The 12,898-nt window shown below is 42.0% G+C and carries 12 protein-coding genes; 4 read left to right on the top strand and 8 right to left on the bottom strand.

Annotated elements, in window-relative coordinates; all coding sequences use genetic code 11:
• Positions 1–204: 204 nt before the first annotated feature.
• From E5A76_RS10050 to E5A76_RS10025, 6 genes are all read right to left on the bottom strand, one after another.
• A complete protein-coding gene (locus tag E5A76_RS10050; protein WP_161118844.1) occupies positions 205–1,371 on the bottom strand; it encodes a copper amine oxidase in 1,167 nt (388 codons plus the stop codon).
• 37 nt (positions 1,372–1,408) lie between these two features.
• A complete protein-coding gene (locus E5A76_RS10045) occupies positions 1,409–2,557 on the bottom strand; it encodes a copper amine oxidase (RefSeq protein WP_161118843.1) in 1,149 nt (382 codons plus the stop codon).
• A 52-nt stretch (positions 2,558–2,609) separates the two neighbouring features.
• The gene (locus tag E5A76_RS10040; RefSeq protein WP_161118842.1) at positions 2,610–3,302 is read right to left on the bottom strand and encodes a hypothetical protein; all 693 of its coding nucleotides are present in this window, start codon (positions 3,300–3,302) and stop codon (positions 2,610–2,612) included.
• A gap of 225 nt (positions 3,303–3,527) precedes the next feature.
• Complete coding sequence (locus tag E5A76_RS10035) at positions 3,528–4,133, bottom strand: CDP-alcohol phosphatidyltransferase family protein (protein ID WP_161118841.1); 606 nt, start codon at positions 4,131–4,133, stop codon at positions 3,528–3,530.
• Positions 4,126–4,773 carry an ATP-binding cassette domain-containing protein gene (locus tag E5A76_RS10030; RefSeq protein WP_161118840.1) on the bottom strand — a complete coding sequence of 216 codons (648 nt, stop codon included), beginning with the start codon at positions 4,771–4,773 and terminating at the stop codon, positions 4,126–4,128. The genes E5A76_RS10035 and E5A76_RS10030 overlap by 8 nt, the downstream gene beginning before the upstream one ends.
• Entirely contained in the window at positions 4,754–6,436 is a 1,683-nt protein-coding gene (locus E5A76_RS10025) for an ABC transporter permease (RefSeq protein WP_161118839.1), read from the bottom strand. Before E5A76_RS10025 ends, E5A76_RS10030 begins: the two co-directional genes overlap by 20 nt.
• Positions 6,437–6,683: 247 nt before the next feature.
• On the opposite strand from E5A76_RS10025, the gene E5A76_RS10020 reads away from it, so the two are divergent.
• From E5A76_RS10020 to E5A76_RS10005, 4 genes are all read left to right on the top strand, one after another.
• Complete coding sequence (locus E5A76_RS10020; RefSeq protein ID WP_161118846.1) at positions 6,684–8,309, top strand: sensor histidine kinase; 1,626 nt, start codon at positions 6,684–6,686, stop codon at positions 8,307–8,309.
• Positions 8,310–8,319: 10 nt separating this feature from the next.
• Positions 8,320–9,054 (top strand): LytR/AlgR family response regulator transcription factor, encoded by a 735-nt coding sequence (locus E5A76_RS10015; protein WP_161118838.1) that lies wholly within the window; start codon positions 8,320–8,322, stop codon positions 9,052–9,054.
• A 182-nt stretch (positions 9,055–9,236) separates the two neighbouring features.
• A complete protein-coding gene (locus E5A76_RS10010) occupies positions 9,237–10,448 on the top strand; it encodes an L-lactate MFS transporter (protein WP_107165002.1) in 1,212 nt (403 codons plus the stop codon).
• A 347-nt stretch (positions 10,449–10,795) separates the two neighbouring features.
• Positions 10,796–11,239, top strand: coding sequence for an L-alanine exporter AlaE (locus E5A76_RS10005; RefSeq protein ID WP_107165003.1), 444 nt, complete (start codon positions 10,796–10,798; stop codon positions 11,237–11,239).
• A gap of 107 nt (positions 11,240–11,346) precedes the next feature.
• Here the strand turns inward: E5A76_RS10005 and E5A76_RS10000 are convergent, their stop codons facing one another.
• Both E5A76_RS10000 and E5A76_RS09995 read right to left on the bottom strand, forming a co-directional pair.
• Positions 11,347–12,273 (bottom strand): PstS family phosphate ABC transporter substrate-binding protein, encoded by a 927-nt coding sequence (locus tag E5A76_RS10000; RefSeq protein WP_161118837.1) that lies wholly within the window; start codon positions 12,271–12,273, stop codon positions 11,347–11,349.
• 10 nt (positions 12,274–12,283) lie between these two features.
• On the bottom strand, positions 12,284–12,898 hold the full coding sequence (locus E5A76_RS09995) for an OmpA family protein (RefSeq protein ID WP_053988385.1): 615 nt from the start codon (positions 12,896–12,898) through the stop codon (positions 12,284–12,286).

Raw genomic sequence — 12,898 nt, 5'->3', positions numbered from 1 at the left:
GAGATGTAGAAAGTAAGAAATGTATTTAATCAGTCTTTCTAAATACAAATCACGTTAATACGATATGAATGAGTATTTGAGTTAAGTAGTTTTGGAGCATTTTCGAGTTAGAAATACCAGAGTTATTCTTACAACAAATATTCAACTCATTAAAAAACCGCTAACTCTCATTAGCGGTTTTTTATGTTTGGATAAATACCATCCTCAATATAAGTTTCTAGGCACTAGCTTAAAGCTGTTACGGTGCATATCCATTTCTGGGGATTCTTCACCGCGTGGAATGTGGTGCAGGGTTAAGTTGTACCACACCACAAAATCTCGGTTTTTTATCGTCTTATTCTCTTGAATGAAATCGCTAAGTTGCTTTTTGCCATTACACATTTTGTTGTGAGAGGCGTAGCGTTCACAAGGAATATCGCGAGAGATATGAAGATCGTTACGGGTGAATTTCTCTTTTTTGATGCCTTTAAAGCGATGTCCAGAATCACCCGGTTGAAGAATGTAACCTTTGTTTGAGGTGGCACTTTCTTCAACGATCCACGTTTTAAAGTTACTTTCTTTATGGTTAAAGCGTCCTTCTTTGGTTATTTGGGTGGCGCTTTCCACTGTTTTATTGCCTTCTTTTTTATAACGTAACACTTTTAAAACATCATCATTTTCTTGGTCGCCAACCGCAAAGTCGATACGCCAGAAGTAGTTATGAATATGTGAGACACCTACAAGATCATGGTCGATTTTCCAGCCTAATTTACGATAACGCTCTTCACGTGCAGGGTTGTTATTTATGCGAACAACAGTTTGTAGTGCGCCTGTTGCACCGACAGCAAATTCCATCATGCCGTTACTGTAGAAACGCCAATCAGGGATGTAGTTATAAGCGCCTACTTGGTGAGATGAAAACAGTTGGAGGTATTCACTGTTGGCTGGACTGCCAATGAGATCATGAAGGGTGGTATCACTGCCTGTTTTAATACACAAACCAGGAAGTGCGGTTTGATAAAATGTATCTAACCGAACGATACTCCCGTTTTGGCAATTTTGCGGTTTAATTTCGATCATACTGCCACCAAAGTCATAATCGGTGACATCGTGGAAGCGGTCACGTCCATTATCATAAGGGACAAAGATCTGTGACAGTAAGATCTCGTTGATCACGCGAAAAGGCGTATTGCTGTTAGGCGGCGTGTAGCTAATATCGGTGAGGTAAATCCCTTCATCACTATCGAACTCCCAACACATTGTCCATTTAGATCCGTTATTGAAGTCTTGCTCAACGTAGTTGCTGTCTTCTGGGCTACAAGCGAAGACGGTAGATGAATAAAAGCAAGCGAGAGCAAAGCTGATGATCCACCATTTTTTTGCTGTAAACATATTATCCTCTCTACATTCAAGTCGATTGATTCATGTTTTAGTCAAGGGGGACTGGGATCTCCGGTTCGGGATAATTAGGGTTACGGCTGTAAACATCACGAGGATAAACAGTGAACTCTTGCCACACTAATGCGAGATCATGGCTGCTGGTATAAGGTGGTGTGTGATGTGCGGTGAGTTTTACCCAAGCCACAACATCGGTCATGGTTTCTTGATCGACCATTTGCACTACATTCTCGGCACAATCCGCTTCATTGTTATTAAGCGCTTTATGCTCACAAGGATGATAGTTGGTGAAGTAAACGTCAGATTCTGTCCACGGGCGTTGTACATCACGTTCAATCGCTGCATGACCTAGTGGGAAAATGTGATAAGACGATGGCATGTCGTATTCGTTGGTGATTTGCCCATCGTAAATACGCCAGCTTTTCATCTTTTTACGATCATATTGTTTTTTAAATTCAGCAGGTTGTAGAACTGTATTGGTTCTGATCTCACGTTGATTACGACCTTTGCGAATATGGGTACGAAACTCTTCAACATGGTCATTGGTGGCTGTTGCACCTATGTCTAAATCTAAACGCCAGAAGTAATTAACAATGTAGTGAGTATTGTTACTGCTGTCGGTAATAAGGCTTGCCGATGGGGTAAAGCTACCGTCGTCGTGTAAACGTAAGCGAGAGACAAATTGGTTGTTATCGACGGTGATAAGGCTAAGAACATCAACTGAGTTTTTACGGCGAGAATCCCCATCATTATGCATGGCGTAATCTTCTGAGCTTGGCTTAATGCATAACAGTGGGGTGTTATCACTGTCTGATAGCAAGGTGCCATTCGGGCAATTACCACTGAGTGTCGATTGGGTTTTATCGAGTTGAGTAATTTGGTTGATGTTACTGGTATCTTGCGCATCAACAAGCTCAATTTGATTTAACGCGATGGCTGAAGCGATATAGGTATTTGTTGAACCACGTACCGTACTGAATGACATATCATGTAGGCTCACACCGTAGCGGTTATCCCATTGCCAGCAGAATTGCCAACGGTTACCAGATTCAAATTGATATTCAAATTGCTGTTGGCTCGGACATTGATACTTGTCAGAGGTCGTCATGGCATGTGCTGGAATGCTGATGGCTAAACACAGCAGTATAAGTAGCGAATATATTGGTTTACAGTCTTTCATCACTCTTTCACCTAAGTAAATTTATGTTTGAGACGAGAAAGATCATCCGACATTAGTGATGATCTGTGTGATCACTTACCTCACTTTTATGACGGAAAGGGGTTATGGTGTGTTTGGATAAGTTCACTATGGCTTTGGTTTCAAGTGCAACATACTCATAAGGGGCATCTAAAGAGGTAAAGAAGAAGTAGATGCAACGGTTCAAACCACAGTTTTTAGTATTGGCGACTAACGGGATGCTATGAGGGTTGTCGCTGGTTAGGACGATTGCTTTGATATTAAGGACAGATAGCGGGGCTTGGATCGGTAACGAATGATGGTAGCGATCGTAATACTCTGCGGAGAGTTTATCCATAAAGGCGGCATTGTTCGTCAGCAGCTGTTTGGCGTAAGCGATCTCATCACGGGTGGCTGAAAACTGGATATTTTTATACTGATTGGAATCAATGACTGTATCGTTAACTACATCGTAAATAATATGTTCGGTGGTGTCGGTTGGATAGTGATAACGATAAACATCCATCCATTTTTTGTTATGCGTCATCACGTTGGAGCGATGTTTCGATACTTTGATCACCCTTGATGTTACGGGGTGTAAATTACGGCTGTTATTTTCTCCGAGACTTTTGGCCTTAGTGTAATCTGCGGCGGTTAGTGGCTCTGCTTGGGCGAATGAAGCCAATCCTAAACTAAGTGGGATGGCAGTACTTAATAGTAGTGTTTTTACCTGATTAAGTGCGTACATTGTTATTTCCTGTGCTAAGAAATACAAGTTTAATGCGGTTTGACGATACAAACCCCTATATAAGTTTAGTTGATATATTCATTACTAGTTGTCGCTATTTTGTTTAAATGAAAAGATGAGACAGAAATGAAATAGATGAGACAAAGGAGAAAAGTTGATCTGAAGTGAGGTATGACGTAATCGTAACGATGCTAACCATTCCTTTGGTTGCATCAAATTTATTATTTATCTCAACGTATTAAAGCCACTGTATATGCGTGTAAAAGTGGTAAACCAACATGCTGCGGCAAAGATATAGGCGATGGTTGCAAAATGTTGGGGTAGCAAACAAAACAGCACAAAGCAGCCGATGGTTTCTGTTCCTTCGGTTAACCCACTCATGTAATACAATGACTTATGTTTATAAACAGGGTTTTCGATGCCTTGTTTACTCGCCATGATCGCAAAGGCAAGAAAGCTACTGCCTGTACCAATAAATGAAAATATCAGTAATGCGCCTGCAATGGCGTTCTGCTCTGGGTTTGCCAGAATAAAACCAAAGGGCACCAGCGAGTAGAATAGAAAATCTAGGCTAATATCTAAAAATCCCCCCGCATCGGTAATGCCTTGAATACGTGCGATGGCACCATCTAAACCATCACAAAGGCGATTGAATAAGATGAAAAACAATGCCAACAAATAGTGCTCGGTAATTAAAGCGGGCAGGGTTAAACACCCCATAATAAAGCCAAAGAGTGTCACTTGATTGGCTGAAATACCGTAGCTATGCAGCTTAGTTGCACTTTTTTCTAATGGCGTTTTTAAGATCTTAATACAGAAGCGATCAAGCATGGCTGTGCTCCTGTTGCCATTGGACTATCTGGCTATTGTTTGGAATATCTTGTTTGTCGTGGGTAACCATTAATGTCGGAATACTCGCTTGTTGAATTTGGTGAAATACCCAATCTCGAAATTGTTGGCGCAAGGTGCTGTCGAGTTTACTGAACGGTTCATCCAATAAAATCAGCTGCGGTTTTGCCATTAACAGGCGAGTTAAGCTTATTCTCGCTCTTTGACCACCAGAGATTTGCTGAGGGTAAGCGTTTGCTAACTCGGCAAGTTTTAATTGTGCTAACGCTGTGAGTGCGTGTTGTTTTCGCTCACTGCCTTTGATGTTATTCGGTAAGGCAAAGGCGAGGTTTTCCCACACGGTTAAATGGGGAAATAACAGATCATCTTGAAATAACACCCCGATATTGCGTAAGTGAGCAGGCACTTCGGTGATCGCTTGGTTATTTAACGTCAAGGTTCCTTTGGCGGTAAATTCAGGGTTCAAATGCCCTGCAATGAAATTGAGTAAGGTGGATTTCCCACAACCACTTGGCCCCATTAAGGTCACGATTTCCCCTTTAGCGATATGTAAGCTAAATGAAGAGAGCAATACGTCACCGTTGGGTTTTGTGATTGTGACATTATTGATATGAAAGCTCATGATGAGTAGACCTTACTTGTTCTGTCGTTGGGGCTTTTTTCTTGTTTATGGTGTAAGCAAATACAAAGAAACATAATGGGAGCAAGGCTTGGCATAGGGCATAAATTGCGGTGATGCGCCTATCTGAGCCGCTGGCAAGTGCCACCGCTTCAGTTGTTAACGTGCTGATACGCCCTGCACCGAGCATTAATGTCGGTAGGTATTGCGCAAGGCTCACGCTAATGCCGATCACCCATGCAAATAACAAGGCACTGGCAATTTGCGGTAATTTAATTTTTAACCAAACATGAAGTGGGCTTTTGCCTAAGCTGAGCCCGATTTGAGTTAAGCGTTGATCGTAACTGCGGTAAACCCCATCAAGGGCTAAATACACATAGGGGAACACAAAGAACAAGTGTGCCCATGTGACCCAAACACCGTAATGGTGAATGTTGGTATACAAAGTAAGTACCTGCAAACCAAATAGCAGCGATAACTGCGGTACTAGCATCGGAATAGCAATAATGTAATTGGGAATATGCCATCGATATTTGATGCGATATTCGTGGGCGACAATGGCAAAAACAAGGGCAATTGAGGCACTGATCAGCGCAATGGTCACGCTAACATTGATCGTGCTGAGAATGTTGCTCCATTCCAGTTGCCAAAAACGTTCGCTATAACGGCTTGGAAGTAGATCAGGAAAACGCCAGCGCAGCGCAACACTCCACAGCGTCAGTAATGGAATGATGAGGGCTGTTAAGCTAATCAATAGAACAAATACCGATTTGCCCGGTAAGCGAAACGCTTTTCGACCAGACCAAAGCCATTGATTAATCCCCTTAGTCAGGATCCATTCAATACTGAACGCCACAGCTAATAGCAATGAACCTAATGCAAATAGCACAATTGCCCCTGCAGCAGCACGAGGCATAAGCTGAAGATCGGGATCGTTAAACCATTGCCACACTAATACCGCAAAGGTAGGCGGATTGGTTGGGCCAACAATTTGAGCCACATCGACCACCGATACGCCATAAGCAATGACAGCAAAAATCGCAAAACGTAGCTTTGATAGCCATTGTGGAAACACGCATTTTAACCATATTTGGTTACGGTTATAGCCAAGCGAGGCTGCCACTTGCTCGGTTTGCTTAACATTAAGTTGTTTTAGTACTGATATACTCATCAGCAGCAAAAATGGGGTCTCTTTTAATGCCAACACCAAAATAAGCCCAAGCCCGTAGGGATCTTGAATGAGTAATGGTGTATCGCTGGTGGCATTAAATGTCGGGTCGATAAGGGCATATAACGCACGCATCCCCATGCCTGTCGGGGCAAATAGAAACGCAAATCCAATCGCAAAAGCCACATGAGGAATAGCCAATAGTGGGTTTAGGGCTGTTTCAATACGTCGCCACCATCGGGTTCCCCAACTGCTTTGTAAAATCGCAAAAGTAAAAAAACAGGCGAGATAAGTGCTTAATAGGGTGATGAAAAAAGTTAACCCAAGGCTATGTCCAATCCCTTGCCACTGGAAGACTTGCGCAAAACCCTGCATTGAAAAGTGATGTAACCCTAGTGCTGGCATATAGCCTAACGCTGCCATGATCACGCCTATCAGCCCCGGTAGGGTTGGCAAAATACACACGGCAATCAGAAATATGTAAAGCGCAGGTAACATACCGTGTTCTCATGGTTAGGGAATGAACGTCACAGGAGCAGAGCTGTGATAATAGGGGGCTTGATACTAATTACTATTATTTAATAATCAATGTGATTTTGATAATTAGATTAATAAATAACCTTGCCTGAGTATAAAGACCTATAAATGCAATCTTTTCTTTCATTTGCTGAGGTGAGTAAGAACTTACGTACAATAGCGGTTCTTTCCTTTCATATCGGGTATTCACGTGTATAGCGATCAATTCATGATGCTGTTAGCGGTATTTGAGCGTGCAGCATTGTTATTAATGGCACTGTTTTTATTAACCCAAACTCAGCACTTTCAGTCGATTGTGAAAAAGCAGCATCGTCGACCAGCAGAAACCGCCATGATCTCTCTTTTGTTTATCCTTTTTGCGGTTTTTAGTACCTATACCGGAGTTAAAGTCGATGGCTCGCTGGTGAATGTTCGGATTATTGCGGTGGTCTCTGGCGGTATTTTATTTGGCCCTTGGGTGGGCATTCCAGCAGGGATCATTGCCGGTATTCACCGCTATTTAATTGATATTCATGGTCCAACATCGGTCGCATGTTTGCTAACCAGTATTTTTGCTGGCTTATTGGCGACATGGATCCACCTGTCTTGCCAGAAAAAACATTATGCCCAATTCGGTATTTTGGCAGGCATGGTATGTGAGATCTTAACCATGGTGTTGATTGTGACGCTGTCGGAAGATAAAGCGCTGGCGTATAACATCGTTTCGCACATTAGTTTTCCGATGATAACGGGAACCGTCTGTATTGGTTTGATCATTAAACTGGTGCAAGGATTGGATGAAGAAAAAGATATTGTCGCTGCACGACAAGCGAAACTGGCGTTAGATATTGCCAATAAAACCTTGCCGTACTTTCGGATCAATAGCCGAGAGTCGCTACAAAAGGTGTGCAATATTATTCGTGAACATACACATGCCGATGCGGTAGCTATTACCGATACTATTGATGTGCGTGCGTATGTCGGCAGTGGTGAAGAGAACTTTCTTGATGCTCACCATCAAATTAGTGGGATGACACGGCAAGCGGTAACAACGGGTAAGCAAATTATCAGTAACAATTTGAATGTGCATGAGTTTCGATCCTTGTTGATCATTCCATTATGGGAAAATGGCGAGGTGAGTGGCACATTGAAGATCTTTTATTGCCGCCCTGATCAAATCCGTTTATCACTGCGTGAAATGGCGATCGGTTTATCGCAAATTATCTCGACTCAAATGGAAGTGTCACGCATAGAGCAACTCAAAGCGATGGCAAGCAAAGCTGAATTTTCAGCACTGCAAAGTAAAATCAATCCGCACTTTTTATTTAATGCTTTAAATGCAATATCGACCTTAATTCGTATTCGTCCTGATCATGCAAGAGAGCTGATAGCGAATTTGGCGGATTTTCTGCGATATAACCTAGAACGTGACGTTGAATTGATCGATATCCAAGAAGAGCTGCAGCAAGTGCGAGATTATGTCGCCATCGAGCAAGCCCGTTTTGGTAATAAACTCGACGTTATTTTTGATATTGACGATGTGCACCCACAGATCCCTTGTTTACTGATCCAACCGTTAGTGGAAAATGCCATTTTGCATGGTATTCAGCCATCCCGAGAGCCGGGAACGGTGACGATTTCTGTGAAAACTGTCGGTGAGAAAATTGCCATCATGATCCAAGACACTGGTGTTGGTATTTCGCAAAAAGTGATCGATAAGCTTTATACCGGCAATGTGGATTCTCATCGTATAGGGTTAAATAACGTCCATCAGCGTTTATTGCTACTTTATGGTGAAGGCTTGCATATTCGTCGCCTTGAGAAAGGCACTGAAATGTTGTTCTACGTAAAATAAAGGTTGTTCCATGCTAAAAGCACTGATTGTTGAAGATGAATATTTAGCGCGTGAAGAGTTAACATATTTAATTCAAACTCATAGTCATATTCAGATCGAAGCTGCTTTTGAAGATGGATTAGAAGCCTTTAAATTTTTACAAACCAATCAAGTTGATATTGTTTTCCTTGATATTAATATTCCGTCAATTGATGGCATGTTGCTGGCGCGTAATATTTCACAGTTTAAGCACAAGCCACACATTGTGTTCACCACTGCTTATAAAGATTATGCGGTTGATGCATTTGAGTTAGAGGCGTTTGATTATCTACTCAAACCAATCAGCGAAGCGCGAGTGAAAGGGCTGTTAGCGAAATTAGAACAACAGCAGCAAACGGCAAATCAGCAAGAGCAACAAGTATCAGCGCAAGTACGCCATCAAACGGTGAATCTGATGAAAGATAATCGGATTGTGATCACCCCGATTGAGGATATTGATTATGCCGAAGCCAGTGAGAAAATCACTAAGGTGTATACCGCTGATAGCTGCTTTATTGCACCGATGACGATCAGTGAGCTGGTGGCGAAATTGCCGGAATCTGCGTTCTTTCGTTGTCATCGCTCTTATTGTATTAATGTGGCACGAGTGCAGGAAATTATCCCTTGGGTCAACAGTACCTACATGCTGAAATTACAACATCATGAGCAACAAGTGCCGGTCAGTCGTAGCAATATTAAGTTGTTTCGCGAGCGTATGAAGTTGTAATTACCAAAGCGACAAAATGCATTTCATGCGGATATATTGCATTTAATTCCACTGAGCAGGCAGCTCATTTTATAGTTTTCTCATCCTATTGTTATCTTCATTCATCGTCGTATGTTGGGGGCAGGAAGCGGTAATTCATTAGGTTATCGCCAGCGTTATTAGTCCCCTTGGAGAGTACGACGATGAGCACTCACATCGCGAATAGAACACGTGTTCTAACCTTAATTGGCACCATCATTACCCAATTTGCATTAGGTTCGGTTTACACATGGAGTTTGTTCAATGCCCAACTTGCCGACAAGCTATCTGAGCCTGTTAGCCGTGTGGCGTTTTCATTCGGTATCTTGAGTTTGGCACTTGCCGTTGCTTCTTCCATGGCGGGTAAAATGCAAGAGCGTTTTGGCGTGCGTAAAGTCACTATTGGCGCTGGCGTGCTACTTGGGGCGAGTTTATTACTGACAGCCCATGCCACGAATCTTATTCTGCTGTATGTGTTTGCTGGCTTCTTAATTGGCTTTGCTGATGGTACGGGCTATTTAATGACGCTTTCTAACTGTGTGAAGTGGTTCCCTGAACGTAAAGGCTTAATCTCTGCCTGTGCTATCGGTGCTTATGGTCTAGGTAGCTTAGGTTTTAAATTCATCAACATGTATCTGTTAGAGCATAACGGTTTGGAATCAACATTTGATATCTGGGGCGTGATTGCAATGGTAATGGTGATCATTGGTGGTTTGATGATGAAAGATGCACCCAAACAAGAGATCTCTGCGGTGGAAGCTGCGGAAGGGGTACGTGATTACTCATTAGCAGAATCAATGAAATGCCCTCAATTTTGGATGTTGGCACTTGTGTTCTTAACTGTGTGTATGAGTGGTTTATACGTTATCGGTGTAGCGAAAGATATTGGTCAATCATACGTGCATTTATCGGTTGAAGTTGCCGCTTCTGCTGTGGCGATTATTGCGGTGGCAAACCTTGGTGGTCGTTTAGTGCTTGGGGTGCTATCAGACAAAATGGCACGTACCAATGTGATTGCGATTGCACTGGCGGTATGTCTATTGGGTGTTTGTGCACTACTGTTTGCTCATTTAAATATGATGGTGTTCTACTTTGCGGTAGCGTGTATTGCATTTAGCTTTGGTGGCACGATCACTGTGTTCCCATCCTTAGTCAGTGACTTCTTTGGTTTAAATAACCTGACTAAAAATTACGGTGTGATTTATTTAGGCTTTGGTATCGGTAGCTTTATTGGCTCTATCGTAGCGTCAGTGTTTGGCGGCTTCATTGCTACGTTTTACTTAATGTTTGCGCTATTGATTGTGTCTTTAGTGATTGCACTAACGATTAAATTACCTAACGGTGAAAGTGATGCCGAGCTAGTGGCAAATAGCTAAGCTGTAACTACGTAGTTGCGTTATTCTTTAAAAGAATACGTTTAAAACCGAGCACTTATGAATAATAGGTGCTCGGTTTTTTTATTTTATATCGATAGGGAGATAAACCATATAGCGACATGCGGCTTACAATAAATGATCGCACTGGCAGCTTTTGATAAAGGTAGTTAAAAACACTATTTTGCTTGTGAAAATTAGTTACCATAATTAAAACTAGTTTCAAATATAGTGCCTTATTTTGGTTAAGCTCTGGTTTAATACGCAAATAAACTGCTCATAAATTTAAAGGCAGTGAGGGTCACTCTATACAGAGTTATTGTTAGCGTATTATTTTGTGAGATCTTGCCATGTCAGTGATTAAATTGCCTTTAAAGTATAGAAGTGCCGCAGCAGACACCTTTGCAATGGTGGTCTTTAGTTTTGCTGCTGGCATGATGATTGAGATTTTTATTTCAGGCATGTCGTTTGAGCAATCACTGGCATCACGTACCTTATCTATTCCGATCAATATTGCGATTGCATGGCCTTATGGGGTATTTCGTGACTTTATGATCCATCAGGGTATGCGTATTTCTAGCAAACGTTGGATGAAAGGGTTATCAGATATGGCAGCCTATGTTCTATTCCAATCACCGGTCTACGCAGGCATTTTATTAGCGGTTGGGGCGAGCTTTGATCAGATCGTGACAGCGGTAACTAGTAATATTTTGGTCTCTGGTGCATTGGGCGTGGTGTATGGGCAGTTTTTAGAAATGTGTCGCCGTATGTTCCGTGTACCAAATGCGGCATAACTGAAAAACAGTTAACAGAATAGAAGCAGGGGCGTAAAGGTTAACTTTACGCCCCTGTTGTTTTTAGGCTTATAACTTTTAAGCTTTAAAACTTTACTAAGTTACGATTACTTATAGCCACCTTGGATTTCAGGTTGCTGCTGTTTTAATACCACTTTATTGCGCTCAATTGCCGCTGGTGGCAGATCAATAAAGCCGTTATTGACTAAGGTTTGTTGTGCTTCTGGTGTCATTACATAATCGACAAATGCCGTCTGTTGTGATGATAACTGACTTTTTGCCGGATCGAGATTGAGGTACATGTAATAAACGTTAGCAAGCGGGTAGCGACCTGATAAAATCGTTTCATGATCTAAGCTAAAGGTTTCACCATCTTTATCAATGATCTCAAGACGTTTTACATCTTGGGTTTGGCTATGATAAACCGTGTAGCCAATCGCATTTTCTTTATCTTCGATAGTATTTAGCAGATCTTTACGGCTGTTCAGTGATTTTGTTGCTGTTTTCTGTCCGTCATAACACGTGATCATCTTGTTGAAATAACGATGCGAAGACAGTTCACCATTCACAGAATAAGCCTGTACTTGGCTGAGATCTTTATTATCCGATAATACGGGGCTAACCGATTGCCATTGCACAGGTGCGAGCGATGATTTACAACCAAAAATATCAGCCAATGCTTTGATTGATATTGATTTTATTGGGTTATCTTCATTAACTAAAATCGCCACTGCATCGGATGTAAAGTACAGCTCGGTAGGTTTATAACCGTATTTGTGTTGAAAAACGGCCACTTCACTATCTAGCCAACGACGAGAGCTAATGCCTATTTTTACCCCGTCTTCAATCATCACTTTTTGAATATCATTGCTTTGTTCCGTTAGCAGTTTTTCATTCAGTGTTGCAGAGACAAGCAGATCATTGACGACATTGTTTAATTCGCTTTCTACCGCAATGGTTTTATTGCTATCGGCATAAGCAGAAGAGGCGAACAGTGCCAAGGGTAGCATGTAAGCAAACGTTGATTTATTCATGAAAATGTCCTTACTGATCTGCTGTCGTTGAAACGTGTTGTGCTGATTGTTCTGAGCTGTAAATCGTCCATTTTTTTACAGGTGCCATTTCATTACTGGTTAGCACTGCAATGGTACGTCGTTCGCGCTTTTTAAGGTGCTTAGTTAGCTCTGTTACTTGTGTGAACTCTTGCTCTGAAATACGCTCAGGGGCAATGCCATTTTCGATCAAGGCATCTTTAATCACCCCAGTTCGACGCTGTGCTAATGCTTTGTTGTACGCATCGGTACCTTCTGGGCTGGTATCTCCCACAAGGATCACTTTTGCCTGTGGTTTTTGCTTTAAAAGATTAAACAGCAGGGTAAAGGTTTCATTTTGATCTAAACGGATATGGGCATCGTCATAGTTAAAGTACACCGTCTGAATATCGTATTTCGGTTTTACTTCCCATGGCGCACAACCTGTAATATCCACTTTGGTGCCTGTTGGGGTATCGGCACACATATCACGCTGGTTGATCACTCCATCTTTATCATGATCACGAAGATCATCAATTTGATGGCGAGTGACTTGGGTATCTGGCATTTGCGCACAGCCAGTTAATAGCAACGGCAATAAGATCAAAGAAAGTAGTGATTTAGTCAT

This window comes from Photobacterium lucens (assembly GCF_009873615.1).
GTDB lineage: Bacteria > Pseudomonadota > Gammaproteobacteria > Enterobacterales > Vibrionaceae > Photobacterium > Photobacterium lucens.
Note: the sequence above shows the minus strand (reverse complement) of the source record. Positions and strands in the feature narration are given on the sequence as shown.